26 protein-coding genes and 1 riboswitch are annotated in these 18,696 nt (G+C 63.8%); of the genes, 18 read left to right on the forward strand and 8 right to left on the reverse strand.

Features of this window, described 5'->3' with window-relative positions; all coding sequences use genetic code 11:
- Positions 1-121: 121 nt before the first annotated feature.
- A riboswitch (TPP riboswitch) is annotated at positions 122-250 on the forward strand.
- The 8 genes from ABIA45_RS18050 (at position 238) to ABIA45_RS18085 (ending at position 8,435) form a co-directional block, all read left to right on the forward strand.
- Positions 238-1,248 carry an FAD-dependent oxidoreductase gene (locus ABIA45_RS18050; RefSeq protein ID WP_404653034.1) on the forward strand — a complete coding sequence of 337 codons (1,011 nt, stop codon included), beginning with the start codon at positions 238-240 and terminating at the stop codon, positions 1,246-1,248. Its footprint overlaps the riboswitch before it by 13 nt.
- Positions 1,239-1,436, forward strand: coding sequence for a sulfur carrier protein ThiS (gene thiS, locus ABIA45_RS18055; RefSeq protein ID WP_157281625.1), 198 nt, complete (start codon positions 1,239-1,241; stop codon positions 1,434-1,436). Before ABIA45_RS18050 ends, thiS begins: the two co-directional genes overlap by 10 nt.
- A gap of 174 nt (positions 1,437-1,610) precedes the next feature.
- On the forward strand, positions 1,611-2,393 hold the full coding sequence (locus ABIA45_RS18060; protein ID WP_404653036.1) for a thiazole synthase: 783 nt from the start codon (positions 1,611-1,613) through the stop codon (positions 2,391-2,393).
- Positions 2,380-2,988, forward strand: a complete 609-nt coding sequence (locus ABIA45_RS18065) for a thiamine phosphate synthase (protein WP_404653037.1) — start codon at positions 2,380-2,382, stop codon at positions 2,986-2,988. The genes ABIA45_RS18060 and ABIA45_RS18065 overlap by 14 nt, the downstream gene beginning before the upstream one ends.
- 180 nt (positions 2,989-3,168) lie before the next feature.
- Positions 3,169-5,067, forward strand: coding sequence for a phosphomethylpyrimidine synthase ThiC (gene thiC, locus ABIA45_RS18070; protein ID WP_404653039.1), 1,899 nt, complete (start codon positions 3,169-3,171; stop codon positions 5,065-5,067).
- 314 nt (positions 5,068-5,381) lie between these two features.
- Positions 5,382-6,848, forward strand: a complete 1,467-nt coding sequence (gene dgt, locus ABIA45_RS18075; RefSeq protein WP_404653040.1) for a dGTP triphosphohydrolase — start codon at positions 5,382-5,384, stop codon at positions 6,846-6,848.
- Between the two features lie 87 nt (positions 6,849-6,935).
- Positions 6,936-7,448: a mismatch-specific DNA-glycosylase gene (locus ABIA45_RS18080; protein WP_404653042.1), complete on the forward strand. Its 513-nt coding sequence runs from the start codon at positions 6,936-6,938 to the stop codon at positions 7,446-7,448.
- 336 nt (positions 7,449-7,784) lie between these two features.
- Positions 7,785-8,435: a glutathione S-transferase family protein gene (locus ABIA45_RS18085; RefSeq protein WP_404653043.1), complete on the forward strand. Its 651-nt coding sequence runs from the start codon at positions 7,785-7,787 to the stop codon at positions 8,433-8,435.
- A 13-nt stretch (positions 8,436-8,448) separates the two neighbouring features.
- Here ABIA45_RS18085 and ABIA45_RS18090 read toward each other — a convergent pair whose 3' ends face one another.
- Positions 8,449-8,994 carry a phosphohydrolase gene (locus ABIA45_RS18090; RefSeq protein WP_404653045.1) on the reverse strand — a complete coding sequence of 182 codons (546 nt, stop codon included), beginning with the start codon at positions 8,992-8,994 and terminating at the stop codon, positions 8,449-8,451.
- 232 nt (positions 8,995-9,226) lie between these two features.
- On the opposite strand from ABIA45_RS18090, the gene ABIA45_RS18095 reads away from it, so the two are divergent.
- Entirely contained in the window at positions 9,227-9,922 is a 696-nt protein-coding gene (locus tag ABIA45_RS18095) for a glutathione S-transferase family protein (protein ID WP_404653046.1), read from the forward strand.
- A 143-nt stretch (positions 9,923-10,065) separates the two neighbouring features.
- Here ABIA45_RS18095 and ABIA45_RS18100 read toward each other — a convergent pair whose 3' ends face one another.
- Positions 10,066-10,500, reverse strand: a complete 435-nt coding sequence (locus ABIA45_RS18100; RefSeq protein WP_036013234.1) for a hypothetical protein — start codon at positions 10,498-10,500, stop codon at positions 10,066-10,068.
- 511 nt (positions 10,501-11,011) lie between these two features.
- Between ABIA45_RS18100 and ABIA45_RS18105 the strand changes: the two genes are divergently transcribed.
- The 3 genes from ABIA45_RS18105 to ABIA45_RS18115 all read left to right on the forward strand — a co-directional run bounded on the left by ABIA45_RS18105 (position 11,012) and on the right by ABIA45_RS18115 (position 12,317).
- Positions 11,012-11,395 carry a RidA family protein gene (locus ABIA45_RS18105; protein WP_157281647.1) on the forward strand — a complete coding sequence of 128 codons (384 nt, stop codon included), beginning with the start codon at positions 11,012-11,014 and terminating at the stop codon, positions 11,393-11,395.
- 171 nt (positions 11,396-11,566) lie between these two features.
- Positions 11,567-11,827 (forward strand): hypothetical protein, encoded by a 261-nt coding sequence (locus ABIA45_RS18110; RefSeq protein WP_128263765.1) that lies wholly within the window; start codon positions 11,567-11,569, stop codon positions 11,825-11,827.
- 238 nt (positions 11,828-12,065) lie between these two features.
- The gene (locus tag ABIA45_RS18115; protein ID WP_271542772.1) at positions 12,066-12,317 is read left to right on the forward strand and encodes a hypothetical protein; all 252 of its coding nucleotides are present in this window, start codon (positions 12,066-12,068) and stop codon (positions 12,315-12,317) included.
- Between the two features lie 79 nt (positions 12,318-12,396).
- On the opposite strand, the gene ABIA45_RS18120 is transcribed toward ABIA45_RS18115, so the two are convergent.
- On the reverse strand, positions 12,397-12,882 hold the full coding sequence (locus tag ABIA45_RS18120; protein WP_404653049.1) for a J domain-containing protein: 486 nt from the start codon (positions 12,880-12,882) through the stop codon (positions 12,397-12,399).
- A gap of 111 nt (positions 12,883-12,993) precedes the next feature.
- On the opposite strand from ABIA45_RS18120, the gene ABIA45_RS18125 reads away from it, so the two are divergent.
- From ABIA45_RS18125 to ABIA45_RS18135, 3 genes are all read left to right on the forward strand, one after another.
- Entirely contained in the window at positions 12,994-13,761 is a 768-nt protein-coding gene (locus tag ABIA45_RS18125) for an SDR family NAD(P)-dependent oxidoreductase (RefSeq protein ID WP_271542776.1), read from the forward strand.
- Positions 13,762-13,938: 177 nt separating this feature from the next.
- Entirely contained in the window at positions 13,939-14,187 is a 249-nt protein-coding gene (locus tag ABIA45_RS18130) for a helix-turn-helix domain-containing protein (protein ID WP_157281651.1), read from the forward strand.
- Between the two features lie 168 nt (positions 14,188-14,355).
- Complete coding sequence (locus ABIA45_RS18135) at positions 14,356-14,871, forward strand: collagen-like protein (protein WP_404543145.1); 516 nt, start codon at positions 14,356-14,358, stop codon at positions 14,869-14,871.
- On the opposite strand, the gene ABIA45_RS18140 is transcribed toward ABIA45_RS18135, so the two are convergent.
- The gene (locus ABIA45_RS18140) at positions 14,868-15,083 is read right to left on the reverse strand and encodes a hypothetical protein (RefSeq protein WP_157281653.1); all 216 of its coding nucleotides are present in this window, start codon (positions 15,081-15,083) and stop codon (positions 14,868-14,870) included. The genes ABIA45_RS18135 and ABIA45_RS18140 overlap by 4 nt on opposite strands.
- Positions 15,084-15,176: 93 nt before the next feature.
- The gene (locus ABIA45_RS18145) at positions 15,177-15,446 is read right to left on the reverse strand and encodes a DUF2277 domain-containing protein (protein WP_157281655.1); all 270 of its coding nucleotides are present in this window, start codon (positions 15,444-15,446) and stop codon (positions 15,177-15,179) included.
- Between the two features lie 259 nt (positions 15,447-15,705).
- Here ABIA45_RS18145 and ABIA45_RS18150 point away from each other — a divergent pair, with 259 nt between their 5' ends.
- Entirely contained in the window at positions 15,706-16,059 is a 354-nt protein-coding gene (locus ABIA45_RS18150) for a hypothetical protein (protein WP_271541860.1), read from the forward strand.
- A gap of 77 nt (positions 16,060-16,136) precedes the next feature.
- The gene (locus ABIA45_RS18155) at positions 16,137-16,739 is read left to right on the forward strand and encodes an MSMEG_1061 family FMN-dependent PPOX-type flavoprotein (protein WP_036042123.1); all 603 of its coding nucleotides are present in this window, start codon (positions 16,137-16,139) and stop codon (positions 16,737-16,739) included.
- Between the two features lie 94 nt (positions 16,740-16,833).
- Here the strand turns inward: ABIA45_RS18155 and bfr are convergent, their stop codons facing one another.
- From bfr to ABIA45_RS18170, 3 genes are all read right to left on the reverse strand, one after another.
- Positions 16,834-17,322, reverse strand: coding sequence for a bacterioferritin (gene bfr, locus ABIA45_RS18160; protein WP_036013205.1), 489 nt, complete (start codon positions 17,320-17,322; stop codon positions 16,834-16,836).
- A gap of 133 nt (positions 17,323-17,455) precedes the next feature.
- Positions 17,456-17,728 (reverse strand): bacterioferritin-associated ferredoxin, encoded by a 273-nt coding sequence (locus ABIA45_RS18165; RefSeq protein ID WP_036013202.1) that lies wholly within the window; start codon positions 17,726-17,728, stop codon positions 17,456-17,458.
- A 161-nt stretch (positions 17,729-17,889) separates the two neighbouring features.
- Positions 17,890-18,207 carry a hypothetical protein gene (locus ABIA45_RS18170; protein ID WP_404653052.1) on the reverse strand — a complete coding sequence of 106 codons (318 nt, stop codon included), beginning with the start codon at positions 18,205-18,207 and terminating at the stop codon, positions 17,890-17,892.
- 125 nt (positions 18,208-18,332) lie between these two features.
- Between ABIA45_RS18170 and ABIA45_RS18175 the strand changes: the two genes are divergently transcribed.
- Positions 18,333-18,653: a hypothetical protein gene (locus ABIA45_RS18175; RefSeq protein WP_057026972.1), complete on the forward strand. Its 321-nt coding sequence runs from the start codon at positions 18,333-18,335 to the stop codon at positions 18,651-18,653.
- Positions 18,654-18,696 lie beyond the last annotated feature (43 nt).

The following is an 18,696-nucleotide window of genomic DNA, read 5'->3' on the forward strand; positions in this document are numbered from 1 at the left end:
CCCCTACACAACAATGGGCCCCGGCTCAGCAGCGCACCACTGCGTGATGCGCTGCGTCCGGGGCACGGTCGGGTTCCGCGCCAACACGCGTTGACCACCCCGTCCCGCTGGCATACATTACCACCGTTCCGAGGGGTGCTCCGAGGAGGAGCTGAGATACCGCTAAATGGGCAATACCGCCCAGGACCGCGGTGACCCTTTGAACCTGATCCGGGTCATGCCGGCGAAGGGACAGGGATGTTGCAGACCACCAAGCGACCGGATTCACCGGTATCCATCATCGGCGCAGGCATCGCGGGCGCCTGGCAGGCGCTGCTGTTCGCGCAGGCCGGTCACGCCGTCACCTTGCACGAGCGTGGTGACGAGGCGATGACGGATGCCACCAGCCATTGGGCCGGCGGCATGCTCGCGCCCTATTGCGAGGCCGAAGTCGCCGAGCCCATCATCAGCCGTCTGGGGCTGCGCTCGCTCGATCTCTGGCGGCGCGAGCTGCCGGACACGCCGTTCAACGGCTCGCTGGTCGTCGCCCATCCGCGCGAGCGCAACGATTTCGAGCGGTTTGCGCGCATGACCGAGCATCACCGCCGGCTCGATGCCGCCGGCCTTGCCGCGCTCGAGCCGTCGCTGGAGGGCCGCTTCCGCGATGCGCTGTTCTTCCCCGCCGAGGGCCATGTCGAGCCGCGCCGCGTGCTGCCGCAGCTGCACGAGCGCATCAAGGCTGCCGGCGGCACCATCAAGTTCTGCAGCGACGTCACTGCGAACGAGCTTGACGGCATCGTCATCGACTGCCGCGGCCTTGGTGCCCGCGACGAGCAGAGCGAGCTTCGCGGCGTCAAGGGCGAGATGATCCTGATCGAGACGGACGAGGTGCAGCTGGCGCGCCCGGTGCGGCTGATCCACCCGCGCTGGCCGCTCTACGTGATCCCGCGCGAGAACGGCCTGTTCATGCTGGGCGCGACCTCGATCGAGGCGGAAGACACCGGCGTCAGCGTCCGCTCCGCGCTGGAGCTCTTGGGCGCGGCCTACACCGTGCACCCGGCGTTCGGCGAGGCCCGTATCGTCGAGTTCGGCTCGGGGCTTCGGCCCGCCTTTCCCGACAATTTGCCGCGCATCGGCATTCGCGATCGCAAGATCAGCGTCAACGGCCTCTACCGCCACGGCTTCCTGATCGCGCCGGCGCTCGCCGAGCTGACGCTCGCCTATGTCGAGCGCGGCCAGATCGACAACGAGGTAATGCAATGCGCCTGATCGTCAACGGTGAGCCGCGCGAGGTCAGCGCAGCCAGCGTCGACGCGCTGCTCGCCGAGCTCGACTACGAAGGCAGCCATTTCGCCATCGCGCTGAATTACGACGTCGTGCCGAAGAGCCGCTGGGCCGAGACGCAGCTCAAGGCCGGCGACGAGATCGAGATCATCACGCCGCGGCAGGGAGGGTGAGGTGATGGCTGTCTATTTGTCCCACCGGCGCATTCCCTACACCCCACTGTCATCGCCCGGCTTGACCGGGCGATCCAGTACCCCGCGGCTTCACGGTTCCAGCCGCGCTGCTGCGGCGTACTGGATCCCCGCCTTCGCGGGGATGACTCCTGCACTTGCGGAGACACCTGCCACATGGTGACCTTCTACGGCAAAACCTTCGCCTCCCGCCTCCTGATCGGCAGCGCGCTGTATCCCTCGCCTGCGATCATGCAAGGCGCGATCCGCGCCTCCGGCGCCAACATCGTCACGGTCTCGCTGCGGCGCGAATCCGCCGGCGGCAAGACCGGCGATGCGTTCTGGAAGCTGATCCGCGAGCTCGACGTCACCGTGCTGCCGAACACCGCGGGATGCCGCACCGTGCGCGAGGCGGTGACGACGGCCAAGCTCGCCCGCGAATTGTTCGGCACGAACTGGATCAAACTCGAGGTCATCGCCGACAACGACACGCTGCAGCCCGACGTCGTCGGCCTGGTCGAAGCCGCCGGCATCCTGATCAAGGACGGTTTTGAAGTCTTCCCCTATTGCACCGAGGACCTCTCGGTCGCGAGCCGCCTGGTCGAAACGGGGTGCAAGGTGGTGATGCCGTGGGCCGCTCCCATCGGCAGCGCGAAGGGCATCACCAACCGCGATGCACTCAAACTGTTGCGCGAGCGGCTGCCGGACATCACGCTGGTGGTCGACGCGGGCCTGGGCGCGCCTTCTCACGCCGCGCAGGCGTTCGAGCTCGGCTATGACGCCGTGCTGCTCAATACCGCGATTGCCAAAGCCGCCGATCCCGTCGCAATGGCCAACGCCTTCCGCCTCGGCTGTGAGGCCGGCCGCACCGCTTACGAGGCCGGGCTGATGAACGCCCGCGACTTCGCCTCGCCCTCCACCCCTGTCGTTGGGACCCCGTTCTGGCATGCCGTATCCTGATCGCTTCTATCCCGTGGTTGATAGCCTTGCCTGGGTCGAGCGCCTGACCAAGCTCGGCGTCGGCACCATCCAGCTGCGCGCCAAGGAGCTCGACGATTCCCAGGCGCTGCAGATCGTCAGCGACGCGCTGGCGATCACCAAGGGCACGCAGGCCAAGCTGGTCGTGAACGATTATTGGCGCGCCGCGATCGTCGCCGGCGCAGAATATCTGCATCTCGGCCAGGAGGACCTGGCCGAGGCCGACCTCGGCGCGATCCGCGAGGCCGGCCTCAAGCTCGGCATTTCCACCCACGACGACGCCGAGCTTGCCACCGCGCTCGAAGCCAAGCCCGACTACGTCGCGCTCGGCCCGATCTTCTTCACCACGCTCAAATCGATGCGCTTCGAGCCGCAGGGCATTCCCAAAATCACCGAATGGAAAAAGCGCATTGGCACCATCCCGCTGGTCGCCATCGGCGGGATCAAGTTCGAGCACGCCGCGGAGATTTTTGCGGCGGGCGCGGATTCGATCGCGGTGGTGAGCGACGTCACCCAGAACCCCGACCCCGATGCCCGCGTGCGGCAATGGCTCGGTTTGGCTGCGGAGGCGGCGTGATGCGCACGCCTTCTCCACACCATCAACTGTCATCGCCCGGCTTGACCGGGCGATCCAGTACTCCGCGGCGTCTCGGCTCCAGCTGCACCGCCTCGGAGTACTGGATCCCCGCCTTCGCGGGGATGACACCGGAATTTGCCTCTCGCGCAGCGAAACTAACGAATTAAACCGGAGGATCCCATGAACATCCGCTCCAATCCCGAAAAAACCGTTCCCGCCGTCACCACCGGCCCGCTGCCCTCCTCGCGAAAAATCTTCGCAACGCCCGACGCCGCGCCTGATATCCGCGTGCCCTTGCGCGAGATCATTCTCTCCGAAGGCGCCGGCGAGCCGAACCTGCCGGTCTACGACACCTCCGGCCCCTACACCGACCCCTCCGTCACCATCGACGTCAACGCCGGCCTGCCCCGCAACCGCAAGCAATGGGTGCTGGAGCGCGGCGGCGTCGAGGAATATGAGGGCCGCCAGATCAAGCCGGAGGACAATGGCAGCGTCTCCGCCGACAAGGCCGCGCGCGCCTTCTCGGCCTATCACAAGCCGCTGCGCGGGCTCGACGGCCACAAGGTGACCCAGCTCGAATTCGCCCGCGCCGGCATCATCACCAAGGAGATGATCTACGTCGCCGAACGCGAGAACCTTGGCCGAAAGGCCCAGCTCGAGCGCGCCGAAGCCGCGCTCGCCGACGGCGAGAGTTTTGGCGCCGCGGTGCCCGCCTTCATCACCCCGGAGTTCGTCCGCGACGAGATCGCGCGCGGCCGCGCCATCATCCCCTCGAACATCAATCACTCAGAGCTCGAGCCGATGATCATCGGCCGTAACTTCCTGACCAAGATCAACGCCAATATCGGCAATTCGGCGGTGACCTCGTCGGTCGAGGAAGAGGTCGAGAAGATGGTGTGGGCGATCCGCTGGGGCGCCGACACCGTGATGGACCTCTCGACGGGCCGCAACATCCACACCACGCGCGAGTGGATCCTGCGCAACTCGCCGGTGCCGATCGGCACCGTGCCGATCTACCAGGCGCTGGAGAAGTGCAACGGCGATCCGGTCAAGCTCACCTGGGAGCTCTACAAGGACACCTTGATCGAGCAGTGCGAGCAGGGCGTCGACTATTTCACCATCCACGCCGGCGTGCGCCTGCAGTACATCCACCTCACCGCCAGCCGCGTCACCGGCATCGTCAGCCGCGGTGGCTCGATCATGGCGAAGTGGTGCCTCGCGCATCACAAGGAGAGCTTCCTCTATACGCATTTCGACGAGATCTGCGACCTCATGCGCAAGTATGACGTCTCGTTCTCGCTCGGCGACGGCCTGCGTCCGGGCTCGATCGCCGACGCCAACGACCGCGCGCAGTTCGCCGAGTTGGAGACGCTCGGCGAACTAACAAAAATCGCGTGGGACAAGGGCTGCCAGGTCATGATCGAAGGCCCCGGCCACGTGCCGATGCACAAGATCAAGATCAACATGGACAAGCAGCTGAAGGAGTGCGGCGAGGCGCCGTTCTACACGCTTGGGCCGCTGACCACCGACATCGCGCCGGGCTACGACCACATCACCTCAGGGATCGGCGCCGCCATGATCGGCTGGTTCGGCTGTGCCATGCTCTGCTACGTCACGCCGAAGGAGCATCTCGGTCTGCCCGATCGCAACGACGTCAAGACCGGCGTCATCACCTACAAGATCGCCGCCCACGCCGCCGACCTCGCCAAGGGCCACCCCGCCGCGCAACTGCGCGACGACGCCCTCTCCCGCGCGCGGTTCGAATTCCGCTGGACCGACCAGTTCAACCTCGGCCTCGATCCCGACACCGCGAAAAACTTCCACGACGAGACCCTGCCGAAGGAAGCCCACAAGGTCGCCCATTTCTGCTCGATGTGCGGCCCAAAATTCTGCTCGATGAAGATCACGCAGGACGTGCGCGACTATGCCGCGACGCTGAACGATCCGAACAGCGTGGGCATGTCGATGCAGGGCACGGCCGAGGACGGCATGGCGAAGATGAGCGCGAAGTTCAAGGAGATGGGCGAGAGCTTGTATCTCGATGCGGAGAAGGTGAAGGAGAGTAATCGGGTGTTGTAAACGTTAAAAGACGGTCGCGCCGCACACCTCAACTTTGACGATGCCTTTTTCAAAAATTCATCTATGATAGCGACTCAGCTGATTGGGGAGAGGCATATGGCAGGCGGCGCGACCAAGTTGAGGCCCCCCGATTTAAGCCGAGAAGCCACGTCTCTCAGAAGGGCTGTCCGCTCGGATCTAGATTGGCTATCAGCCACGTTTTCAGTTGCCCTTAACACTGCAGCCGGACCTACGAAGAAACGCGGTAAATTAGCTGCCACGAAAAAGGCTGCACGAAAAAAGAAGTAGAGTTCCATCTTTTAGAGTAAACTGCGATGCCAGGTTTGTATTCACCTGGGGACAAGCTTCGGCCACTGGATGAGCAGAGCGGCAAGACCCCGGAATCCTTCCGCACTCCATGGCGACAGGACTATGCTCGCCTTATTCACTCTCCCAGCTTTCGTCGCCTTCAAGGGAAGACCCAAGTTTTTCCAGGACACGAATCTGATTTCTATCGAAATCGCTTAACTCACTCGCTGGAAGTGGCACAAATTGCTAAATCGATAGCGATAAGACTGAACGCAACCGCCGTTGAATTTCGTAGCAAGCAAAACAAGATCGAGCCGGATATTGTAGAGTTCGCGGGCTTGGCCCACGACTTAGGTCATCCGCCGTTTGGTCACAACGGCGAAGAAGCTCTAGACGAATGCATGAGAGATCATGGCGGCTTCGAGGGCAACGCTCAGAGCCTTAGGATTGTAACCAGACTTGAGAAAAAGATTCGCTCTCCGTTCGGAGAGTCATCGGCCTTCGATCCAGAATTCAATGATCAAAGATACGGATTGAATTTAACTTACCGAAGCCTCGCCGCACTCTTGAAGTATGACAGTGCAATCCCACTACGCGCAGGGGACAGAAGAAAGCCTGGCGTGGGGAAAGGATACTACTTCGAGGATAAAGAACTCGTCAGAGACATCAAAACAAATGTATTGGGGACAACCAACCACCCAGACAAATTCAAGACTATCGAATGTTCGATAATGGATATAGCGGACGATATTGCCTATTCGACGTACGATCTAGAGGACAATTTCAAAGCCGGTTTTCTTACGCCGATGGGTCTATTTGCCCTCGATCAAGATATCTATGCGTCCGTCGCTCAAACAATCATTGAGAGGGCGAAGAAGCAGTATCCAGAAAATGAACCGTTCTTTCGGACGATCGACGCGAATTTCGTGCGCCGCGCGTTATTGGAGGTCTTTCAAGATATATTATTTGCTCCAACCGAAAACTCCATCAGCCTGCGCGGAAAGCTTGAGGAGATTCAGGGACGCGTTGTCGTAGCATCTGAAATCCAAGCTCTGTCAAGGAAGCTCATTCAAGACGGACATCAACGCACGAAATTCACATCCGGGCTCGTGCAAAATTTCTTGTCAGGCATTGAGGTCGTTCCAAACAGGTCGTATCCGCAACTGCACAATGCAAGACTCAGGTTCGAAACGTTTCTTTTTGTCGAAGTACTGAAGAATATAACCTACTATGCGATCATTCGCTCTCCTGGACTGCAGGTCGTAGAATACAGAGGAAAGGATATTGTCTCTGCGATTTTTCAAGCTTTGAGTGCTGAAGATGGGACCAGACTACTGCCAAACGATTTTCGTGCCCTGTGCAAAGGTGCTCCTGATATGATTCGGATGCGTGCGATCTGCGACTTCATCGCTGGAATGACCGACCGATATGCGTTCGAGTTCTATGGACGCCTTTACGGAACAAATCATCTCACAGTCCACAAGCCGCTTTGATCGAGGGCGAGTAAGCAGCAGCGGCGTAACAATCAATCGATCGCAGATGAGAGCACGCTTGCATTCCAAGCGCGCGGAACTCCTAATTTGCCCGAGCCCCGCCCTCACCGCCTCCCCGACCTCCTCCGCCCCAACCTCCGCCTCGTCTTCGTCGGCACCGCCGCCTCGACGCGCTCGGCGGAGCTCGGGCACTACTACGCCCATCCCGGCAACCGCTTCTGGCGCGCGATCCATGAGGCCGGGATCACGCCGCGGCGCTATCAGCCGGGCGAGTTTGCTTCGCTGATCGAGCTCGGGATCGGCTTCACTGATCTCTGCAAGACGGGCGCCGGGATGGATCACCAGATCGCGGCGGAGACGATCGACGTGCCGGGCTTTCGGGCGAAGATGGACAAGTACCGACCGCGGACGATTGCGTTCACGAGCAAGAAGGCGGCGAGCTTGTTTTACGGCAGACCGTCAGCTGCGATTGCGTTGGGACGGCAGGCGCGGGATGAAAACCTACCGGGAATTTTTGTGCTGCCGTCGCCGTCGGGTGCGGCGTCCGGGCATTGGACGATTGAGCCGTGGCGCGAGCTGGCGGCGTGGATCGCCGCGTAGGGTGGGCAAAGGCGCTCTTGCGCCGTGCCCACGATCTTTCCATGGGTCCGGCAGGACGGTGGGCACGGCGCGCGAAGAGCGCCTTTGCCCACCCTACGGGACCTTGCTCTCGTGTCCCGGGCAAGCGTAGCGCAGACCCGGGACCCAGAAGCCCCGGCGCGCGTTCGCCATGGGCCCCGGCTCTGCAGCGCATCACGCCGCACTGGACGATGCTTCGCATCGCCAGGGGCGCGCTGCGCTGCGTCCGGGGCACGCCACCACCGATATTTCGCACAGTGTCTGTCGGAAAACCGCATCGTCGTTCGTCCTCTGGAAACGATCACCCCGGAGCCCCAGATGCCTCCCACCATCACCGCCTTCGAATCCTCGCCCGACCGCGGCAAGGGCCACGCGCGCGACATGCGGGTGCGCTGGGCGCTGGAAGAGGTTGGCCAGCCCTACGACGTTCGCCTCCTCTCCTTTGCCGCGATGAAGCAGCCCGCACATCTTGCGCTACATCCGTTCGGGCAGATTCCGACCTATGAGGACGGCGATCTCACGCTGTTCGAGTCCGGCGCAATCGTGCTCCACATCGCGGAACGTCACGGCGGCTTGCTGCCAAAGGACGCCAACGCGCGCGCCCGCGCGATCGCATGGATGTTCGCTGCGCTGAACACGGTGGAGCCGCCGATCGTCGAGCTCTCCATGGCGATGCTGCTCGAGCACGACAAGAGCTGGTACGCCGAACGCCTGCCAGGCTTGCAGGAGCGGGTACGCATCAGGCTCGGCGAATTGTCCCGCCGCCTCGGCAAGGCCGACTGGCTCGACGGCGCCTTCAGAGCCGGCGATCTCATGATGGTGACGGTGCTGCGGCGGCTGAACACATCAGGCCTGCTCGACGAATACCCCGACATTGCCGCCTATGTCGCTCGCGGCGAGGCGCGGCCGGCGTTCAGGCGGGCGTTCGAGGCGCAGCTGGCGGTGTTCAACGCCGCGGCGCGTTCGTAAGCGGGTTGCCGCTTCAGCTCAGCTTGGCCAGCTCGCGGGCGAGGTTGGCACGGGCTTGGCGGTCGAAAGTCGCGGCGAAGACCGGGTCGGGAAAGATGACCTCGCGTGCCGCGAAACAGCGCAGCACGCGGGCGCGGCCGGCCCGATAGTCGTCCTCGGCGACATGGCTGAACTCCCGACGGATCGCGGCGGCATAGGCGTCGTAGCGGGCGTTATCGGCGCCGAGAATGCTGAGGTCGATCGAGATCAGGATCGCCCCGAGACGGTCGCCCGGGGGAACGTCGTGCGTTTTGGTCAGCCGGATCAGGCGGCCGACCTCCTGGCGAAGCTCGGCGCGGACGTGCTGCTCGGCGAGCTCCGCGCTGCGCTCCTCGTTGTCCGTTCGCGTCGGATCGTAGACGGCGTCGTGCCACCAGATCGCTTCCGACAGCGTCTCGCGCTCGGCGGCCGAAAGACCCTCGGCGCGCGCGAGCGCCGCCAGGCAATCCTCGATATGTGCGAGATTGTGATAGTGGCGGCCGGGTGCCGCATAGGCAGCGACCAATTCGTCGCGGGTCATGGGCGAGGTCTCACGTTGTCGATCTTGTCCTTGTTGATGGCCATCGTGATCTCCCGGACCAGAGGATTGCGGTCATCCTATTGCGCAAAAGGCAGTTCGCAAATGGCGCTCTTACGTAAGCGATATCCGGGAGCCCATTCCCCCATGTCGCTGCGCTCATGCGGGCTACGAGGATTGCATCCGTTTCCCCTCCCTAGCATGCTGGCCTCCGCCACCCCGGAGGAGCCCGCCCATGCTGACCCTCTACTCCTACCCAGAGCTCTTCGGCGTCGCCGACAACAACGGCTACGGCCTCAAGGTCTACGCCTTCCTCAAGCTCGCGGGCGTGCCGTTCGTGCATGAGCACGTCTTCGATGCCTCGGCCGCGCCGCGCGGGCAGCTGCCTTACATCGTCGACGACGGCGAGATCATCGGCGACAGCGAGACCATCATCGCGCATGCGATCGCGAAATATCGCCTGACGATCGATGCCGACCTGTCGTCGGAACAGCGACGCACCAACCATCTCGTCACGCGCATGCTGGACGATCTCTACTGGGTGATGTCCTATTCGCGCTGGAAGGACGAGCGCTTTTATCCGGCGTTCCGCGACGCCTTCATCGCGCAGCATCCGCAGATCGAGGCTGCCGGCTTCGAGAAGGCGAAGGCCTACAACGCGCAGCGCTATCACTTCCAGGGCATCGGCCGCTACACGCCCGAGCAGGCCTACGCGCGGGGGCTGGCTGATCTGCAGGTGCTGACGGACATCGTGCCGGCGCAAGGCTTCGTGCACGGCGCGGCGCCGACGAGCGTTGATGCCGGCATCTACGGCTTCATCGCCAACATCTATTACTTTTCGATCCCGACGCCGCTGAAGGCCTTCGTCGATGCGCACGCCAACATCGTCGCGCATTGCGAGCGGGTGCATGCGATGGTCGGGAAATCGTAGGGTGGGTTAGCCTCGGGCGGCGCGAAGCGCTGTCCGAAGCGTAACCCGCCTCCTCTCTTTCCAAGGCGGCAGAAATGGTGGGTTACGCCCTGCGAATTCGCTTCGCGCATCCGCAGGGCTAACCCACCCTACGGCACCGTCTTTTACCGCATCGTGATCGCAAGCCCGCTGAGATCCGCATTCGCCATCAGGCCGACCTGCGTGCCCGACAGCTCCAGCACCGCGCCCTTCTGGTTGGTCAGGACGATGGCGCGGGCGCCGGAGCCGACGGCGATGCCGGCACCGGCGGCGCCGTAGACGCCGGCAACATCGGAGGGACGGTTGATGTTGGAGACGCGGCCGCGCAGCACGGTCTTGGATCCCCCGAACACGAGGCCGTAGTCGAGGCCACCGGTGGAAAGCCCGTACGAGCGGCCGCGGAAGTTCAGCACGCCCGAGCCGCCGGAGCCGCCGATGATCCAGCCCGCCTTGTAGATCGTCAGCGTCACGAAGCCGCTGTCGGCCTGCGCCGTCGTCGAGAGGCCAGCCAGGGCGACGATGGCGACGCACGCGGCGCGGAGGGTGGATGCGAGCTTCATGGGGGTCTCCGGGAGCTGTTTTTAAAGGAGGATTCGAATCAGACCGAGCGAATGTACCTGATCGATCGGGGCGGCAACATGATCGGCGGGCGCTTCCGCAAACAAGGCGGCGGCGAGACTTGCGGAAGGTCCTCATGCTCCGTCATTGCGAGCGCAGCGACTTGTCCGCCGAAGCCTTGGCGAAGGCGGAAGCAATCCAGAATCGCTCCGCGGCGGCAGTCTGGATTGCTTCGTCGCAAGGACTCCTCGCAATGACGGGGTGAATGGCCTGCTCTCTCACCACGCGCAGGCCGCACGCGGGGAGAGGCGAAGACCACCATCGCCAGCATGCCATACTACCCCTGTTTTGCCCGACGGAGCAAACGCGCACTTCCGCAATCCCGAATTTCCGAAAACCCCAACGATCTCCGCACTATCCCTACTGTGCATGGGGTTGTTTTCGCACTTTGTGTTTTGAGAAGCCCGCGCCAGCCGCTACGCTCCTGCCTCAGCCACGTCCCGAGGTGATCCCATGCCGATCCAGCATTTCGCGCCCCCGCCGCACGTCAAGGCGCCGCCGCTGTCCTTTGCGACGCGGGTTGGCGACCTCCTGTTCGTCTCCGGCATTCCCGGCTTCGATGCCAATGGCGCGCTGCCCGACGGCTTCGAGGCGCAGTTCGCCAATGTCGTCGTCAACATCAAGCGCGTGCTGGGCGAGGCCGGCGCCGGCATGCATGATCTCGTCAAGGTCAACGTGCTCCTGACCCGCGCCTCGGACGTCGCCGCGATGAACGCGCTCTATGCCGGCGCCTTCGGCCCGCCGCCCTACCCGGCGCGCACCACATGCGTGGTGCAGGCGCTGCCCGATCCGAAGATGCTGATCGAGATCGAGGCGGTCGCTTCGCTGGCCAAGTAGGAGCCTAGTCAGCTGCGTGTGACCTATCGGGCACGCGTCCAAACCAAATGCTCATGGCACGCCTGACATGTCCGTGAATGGCAGCTCCCCGGCTTGCAAAGGACCTGCTTTTACCGCACGAATTTTTTCGGTCCCATGTCCCACCACCCATGTCCCACCAGGAGATACTTCATGCGTCGCCTTCTCGCGCTCAGTGCCGTTGCCGGCATCGCTAGTTCCGTGTTCGCCGTGCCCGCCTCCGCGAAGGTCGGCTATTACGTGATCCGCTGGGACAACACCGGCATCTGCCAGGTCTGGAACGAGGACCTGCAGTACAAGCCGTTCCAGTTTGGTGTCTCGACCTACAAGGTCGTCAGCAAGCCGCTCCCGACCTTCCAGCAAGCCTCGGACTTGCAGATCAAGATGCGCGCCGAGCGGAAGTGCACGCTCTGAGCCGGACGCGAGAATAGCGTTTGAAGGGCGGGTCGCGCGGGCGATCCGCCCTTTTGCTTTGCGTGGCCTGAAGCGTTTCCCCGGCCGCAATCAGACCTGTCCCACGCACATTCTTTGAACCTCGGCGGCGGGTGGAACTACTCACATCTTGTCCGGGGCGCATGCCAAGCGCGTCCCGCACCACCCCTCCCCGTCATTGTCGGGAGGCGCATCACATCATTCATTTGAGGAGCTGATCATGCGTCGTATTTCCATGCTGTGCGCTGCCGCCGGTCTTGCCGTCACCGCGTTCGTCGCCGCGAGCCCGGCCGAAGCCAGCTATCATCTGATCCGCTGGCAGGACACCGGCTTCTGCCAGATCTGGGACGAGAGCATCCCGACCACGCCGTGGCCGGCCGGCTATCACCGCGCCAGCGCCAGCGTGCCGACCTTCGTCGATGCGCTCGCGGTGAAGGACGCCGCGCTCAAGAGCGGTAGCTGCAAGTGGTAAGGTAATCGATCGGCGGACGAAGAACCGGGCAAGGACGCGGGCGTCCTTGCCCGGTTTGCTTTTCGAAGGCCCGAGACGCTCACGCGTCCTTGTGCGCGCCGGGATGGATCAGGATGTCGCGCGCGGCGGCGAGGTCGATGAAGGCTTCGGCGCTGCCGCCGTGGTCGGGATGCAGGCCCTTGGCGGCGCGGCGATAGGCCTGGTTGATGTCCTCGCAGGTGAGCTGCACCGCGAGCGGCAGGCCGAGCACCTTGCGGGCGCGGTCCTCACTGGAAAGCTTCTTCGGCGCGGCGTTGCGGCGGCCGAAGCGCGGCGCGGACAGATCGTGCACGACCTCGAGCACGACACCGACGCGGCGCTGCGCCGCCAGCGTCACGCTATGATCGTCATTGTCGACGGCCTGGCGCAGCACCGGCAGCGCCTGCTCGGCAGCCTGGCGCAGCGTGACGTCGCTGCTCATCCGCGCGATCTCGGCCACCAGCCGGCCGGCCTCGGCCCAGTCAGGCGCTTGCACGGACCGCAGGCGTTCCAGAGCGAGTTTCCAGGTTTCGAGCCGTTCCATCATGCGCGCAACGTTTAGCAATCAGGATCAATATGCCAAGGCCGCCGTTTCCGACCCCTTAATTTCGCGTTAGCGTTTCGAGAAACTTCGAAACGAAAACGGGAGGAAACTGCCATGGCGCTGCTCGCAAACCACATCGCCGTCGTCACCGGCGCCGGTTCCGGAATCGGCCGGGCGATCGCCGCCGGCTATGCGCGGGAGGGGGCGCAGGTCGTGCTGCTCGACGTCAACGCCGAGACGGTGGCGGAGACGGCGCAGGAGATCCGGACAGCGGGCGGCAAGGCCGAGAGCTTTGCGCTCGACGTTGTCAGGCGCGAGGATTGCTTCGCGCTCGCCAGGCAGATCGCGGACAAGATCGGGCAGGTCTCGATCCTCGTCAACAATGCCGGCATCACCCGCCGCAACGCCTTCACCGCGGAGACCGAGACGGTGGCGAAGGACTGGAACGACATCATCTCGCTCAATCTGAACGGCGTCTTCAACGTGACGCAGGCGTTCCTCGCGCCCTTGCGCGCCAGCAAAGGCCGCATCGTCAACATCGGCTCGATCCAGTCCTTCGTGCATCTGCGCACGCCGAGCTCGGCGGCCTACACCACCTCGAAACACGGCGTGCTCGGCTTCACCAAGGCGCTCGCGGTCGAGCTCGGCAAGGAAGGCGTGCGCGTCAACGCGATCGGCCCCGGCTTCATCGAGACCAACCTCAACGCCAATGCGCGCGCGACCAATCCGGCGCTGGTGCAGGCCTTCATCGATCACACCCCGCTGGCGCGCACCGGCAAGCCCGAGGACATCGTCGGTCCCGCGGTGTTCCTCGCCTCCGACCTGTCGGCCTATGTCACCGGAACCATCGTGATGGTGGACGGCGGCTATCGCACGGTGTGAGGCGAGACTCGCGCCAATCGCGGCGGCATCTGGGCATTCTCAAGATCAATTCGGTGCAGCCCCTCCAATTAACCTTTCATTAACCAAACCCGACCACCGTAGATTCACGGCTTGGGGGTCGTTGGTTCTCGATCCGCTTCCGACGATGGAAGCGGGCGTTGATCGGGAGGTGTGTTGATGACCACTGTTCATGTCGCCGCGTCCGGGCCGGACGCACAATTCCTTGCCCCGAATCAGATCGTTCCGCTTCTGATCGGCGCCACCGTCGACGAGGTCGAGCGTGAGCTCGTGCTCCAGACGCTGGCGCGCTGCGACGGCAACCGCACGCGCGCCTCGCGCGTGCTCGGCCTTTCCGTGCGCACGCTGCGCAACAAGATCAGGCTCTATGCCGCCTCCGGCATCGACGTGCCCGCCTGTCAGGATTAGCGCACGACATCAGTCGGACAGCGACGACGCGCTGCGCAGCCACGCGCGATGAGGCGGCCGCTCGCGCCGCCGATTGATGTTGATCAAGCCTGGCACGATGCGCGGGCAGAATTGCTGCTGTCGTCAAACGCCGCTAAGTAGCTTGCTCCAGGTGAAGGGAGCGGTGGCGTGGCAGACGACCAGGGACGACGGCCGGGGCCTCAGGGGCCTCGCGGGCGGCAAGGCGAGCCGGGACGGCCGGGGCCACAGGGCCATCCGGGCCGGCGCGGCCCCGACGGCGCACGCGGCAAGCCCGGGCCGCAGGGCAAGCCGGGCCCGGTCGGAAAGGCCGGACCGCCCGGCAAGCCCGGTCCGCAAGGCAAACAGGGCGAAGCCGGTCCGCGTGGGCCAGCCGGCGCTGCCGGGCCGCAGGGACCGGCGGGGCCGCAAGGCCCGCGCGGCGAGCCGGGTCCGCCCGGCCAATTGCCGTCGATCGAGCAGGTGCTGCCCTGGCTTGACCAGCTCTTCGACGCCTGGGACGAACGCCGCCGCCAGCGCGAGCGCGAAGCCGCTGAGCGCGAAGCGCTCGAAGCCGCCGTCCAGGAGACCGACGAGGCAACCGTCGATGACGAGGGCGATGACGTCGACGATCACCGGAAGAAAAAGAAAAAGAAGAAGCAGGGCAAGGATAGCCGACGGGTCTAGTCGGGCCGATCCTCGCGCCGCGGCAGCATGCCCATGCGCTCGAACTGCCAGCGCATGGCGCGATACCAGAGATAGCCGACCGCCGCGCCGCACAGGGCGAGGATGATCACATTCGCGCTCGAGAACGAGCCGCTCCACCACATCATCCACGCGGTCCACAGCAGCGTGAAGACGATGGCACCTGCTTTCAAAGGAAGAAGGGGGTGGCTCATGTCGTGCTCCGGGCGATCAAAACCCCGGCCGCCATCATCGCAAGCTGAGGCAGCAGATACCGTGAGCCAGATCACGGAGCACGCTGCCTGAGCTCACGCACCGAAGCGCAGCCGCGAACGCTCTTTCGCCTTTTCCGCCTCAACCTCGCGGTCGCGCGCCGGCGCATTGGTATGCAGCGAGGTCAGGAGTTTTCGCGCCGCCTCGGAGACCTCGGCCACCGCACGCTCGAACGCCACCTCGTTGGCCTGCGACGGCTTGTTGAAACCCGACAGCTTTCGCACGAATTGCAGCGCGCTGGCGTGGATCTCATCCTCCGTCGCCGGCGGCTCGAAGTTGAACAGCGTCTTGATGTTGCGGCACATGCACTTTCTCCCGGCGTTTTCCTGAAGACGAAGGTCCGAGCCGAAATCCTACATCCCCCTTCTCGCTTCTGCGACCAACTTGGTGGATGCGCATCGCCACAAGCTGCATCTCGCAGCGCATCATAAGCGGGGCGCCGGCATCGCATATTATTTGAGCATGCATTGCAGTGACGGCTCAGGCTTAATCCGTGCCAACGATAGGGAAAGACGCGCAGGACAATCGCGCGCCCATGGCACGATACGCGATGAGGAGGATCGCATGCACAGGCTCGCACTGTGCGTTTGGCTGGTTGCGGCGACAGCGCTGGCTAACGTTGCGTTCGCGCGCGACAATGGCCAATACGACCACGTTCCGCCCGACATCCGCGCCTGGTTCAAGAGCGTGATCGCGCCGAACGGGGTTCCCTGCTGTGACATCTCCGATGGCCATCGCACTGAATACGACGTGCGCAATGGCGCCTATTGGGTGCCGATCGAGGGACAATGGATGGAGGTGCCCGAACGCGCCATCATCCGCAACCAGGGCAACCCGATCGGCCAGGCCGTGGTGTGGTACGTCCACCACCGCGGCTCGATCATCATCAGCTGCTTCGTGCCGGCGGATGCGGTGTAACGCGCCTTGGTGATTTCCATTGGCTGGCGACGGCCCGATCGGGTAGCTTGAAGCCTAGCTGAAGCGGAGGCACGCCGTTGACCGATCTTAGCGCCGAAGACCTCGCCACCATCTATGCCAAGCCGAGCCCGCGCGTGATCGCGAAGGCACGGCCCGCGATCGATGCGCATGCGAAGAAATTCATCGAGATGTCGCCATTCTGCGTGCTCGCGACATCGGGAGCGGACGGCAGCGTCGACGCCTCGCCGCGCGGCGGCGGCATCGGCTTCGTCCGCGTCGCCGGCCCCAACCAGCTGCTGATGCCCGACCGCTCCGGCAACAACCGCATCGACAGTTTCCGCAACGTGGTCGAAGGCTCAGGCTTCGTGCATTTGCTGTTCTTCGTGCCGGGCATCGAGGAGACGCTGCGCGTCGGCGGCCGCGGCACGCTGTCGGCCGACCCGGATCTGCTCGCCTCGATGGTGGAATTCGGCAAGCCGCCGCGCGCGGTGCTGAATGTCGCGGTCAGCGAGGTCTATTTCCACTGCGGCAAGGCGCTGATGCGCTCGAAGCTGTGGTCGTCGGAGAAGGTGCAGCGCTCGGTGATGCCGAGCATCGTCACGGTCATTCACGAGCAGACCGGCCTCGGCGAACCGGCGAGCCAGGAGGCCGTGGAAGAGCTCTACAAGACGCAGCTGTAGCCGAGAGCGGTTCCGCAAAACGAAACGTCGTGCGGCAGCACGTGGATGGCCGGGGTCAAGCCCGGCCATGACGATGGAGGGAGCCGGGCCTCGCTTAGTGCCCCTCGCCCTCGAGCCCGCCGACATGCTTCTGGGTGTAGAGCTCAAGGCCGATGCGGCCGATCAGATCGAGCTGGGTCTCGAGGAAGTCGATGTGGTGCTCCTCGTCGCTCATCAGCTTCTCAAAAAGGTCGCGTGTGACATAGTCCTTGGCGCTGTGACAGTAGGTCGCCGCTTCCTGATAGAGCGCCCGCGCGCTCATCTCGGCGGCGAGATCGCACTCGATGATCTCCTTGACGTTCTGGCCGATGCGCAGGGGATCGAGCACCTGCATGTTCGGAAAGCCGTCGAAGAACAGGATCCGCTCGGTGAGCTTGTCGGCGTGCTCCATCTCCTCGATGGACTCCTTGCGCCAGACCTTGGCCATGTCCAGCAGGCCCCAATTGTCCAGGAAGCGGTAATGCAGCCAGTACTGATTGATCGCAGTCAGTTCGTGACGCAGCGCCTTGTTGAGATAGTCGATGACTTTTGCGTCGCCCTGCATGGTTCACTCCAGCTCTTGCAGTCCAAATCGGTCCCAAACCGAGTTTAGAACGCTTCTAAATCACTTTGCGAGCGAGAGCAACCGGCTACGGGAACCCAGCCGGGGAAAAGCTCAGCCGGAATTGCGGAAGTTTTCAGCAGGCCGCGAGGGCGAACTCGGCGGGTTCGGCGGTCTCGTCGTTGGCGGCCACGGTGTGGCTATGCGGGCAGCCGGCGCAGCAGGACTGCGCACAGGGGCCGAGCGCTTCGTCGATGATACTCTTGATCGTCCGGGCGCAGCGGCCGCATTCGGCGCTGCAGCCGAGACAGCCATAGACCTGTTTGGCATGCCGCACGGCGTCGTCGGACTCGGCGACGGCGGCGCGGATATCATCATCGCTCAGCACATTACAGGAACAAACGATCATGGAAGCGGCCGGCCCTTCGGTGATGCGCCATCATCGATATTTAACAGGCCGGCCGGATGCAAAAGGAAAAACAGGTATTTGAAGCTATTCCAAACTGGCCTGATCAAAGCCTAGAACGGCTCTAAATCAAGCTCTTGCGCTGGATCAAGATTGTAGCCGGACTAGTCGCCGCCACCGCCGCCTCCTCCTCCGCCGTCGCCACCGCCTCCGCAGTCGCCGCCGCTGCTGCTGCCGCTATCGCTGCTCGAACAGCTTGCGCCGTCGCCAGAGCTCCCCGAACTGCCGCCGGAGAACCAGCTTCCCAGCGAGAAGCCGTCATTCGTCCCGGAATAGCTGCTGTCCCCGCTACTCCCTCCGTGGCTGCCGGCGGTGGCGCGGGAGCGCCGTGCGCGGTTCTGGAGATGTGCGATCCAGCCGTAGCCGATCGCGGAAACGATCCCGGCCGCAATCAAAGCATTAACCATCGCGTTGCCCATCATCGTCTCCCGGTGGGACCCATACCAATTGGTCGTCTCCGGCAAAGGTGCCGTTCATTGATCATTCAAGCGAAATATGGAACCTTGCGGCCCAAAGGTTCCCGCGTGTTCGTCTGAAAGGTCAAGCAATGAAGAAGTCGCTCCTGGCGGTCGCTGCCGTCGCCATTCTGGCCCTGACGGCCGGAACGCCGGCCCATGCCCAGCGCGGTGTCGCGGCAGGCGTGGCGGCCGGGATCATCGGCGGCGCCATTGTCGGCGGCGCGCTGGCTTCTCCGTATTATTACGGACCAAGCTATGGCTACTATGGGCCGGGTTACTATCCGCCGCGCTACTACGCCCCGGGTCCAGGCTATGTTGCCGACGACTATTACGGCGGCTGCGTCTGGCAGAAGCAGCGCTTCTGGGATGGCTATGCCTGGCGCGTCCGTCGCGTCCGAGTCTGCGGCTGAGGCGCGCCAAGCCGGTTGACTACGGATGCGCCGTTCATCTCAG

The organism is Bradyrhizobium sp. USDA 336 (assembly GCF_044908355.1).
Taxonomy (GTDB): domain Bacteria; phylum Pseudomonadota; class Alphaproteobacteria; order Rhizobiales; family Xanthobacteraceae; genus Bradyrhizobium; species Bradyrhizobium yuanmingense.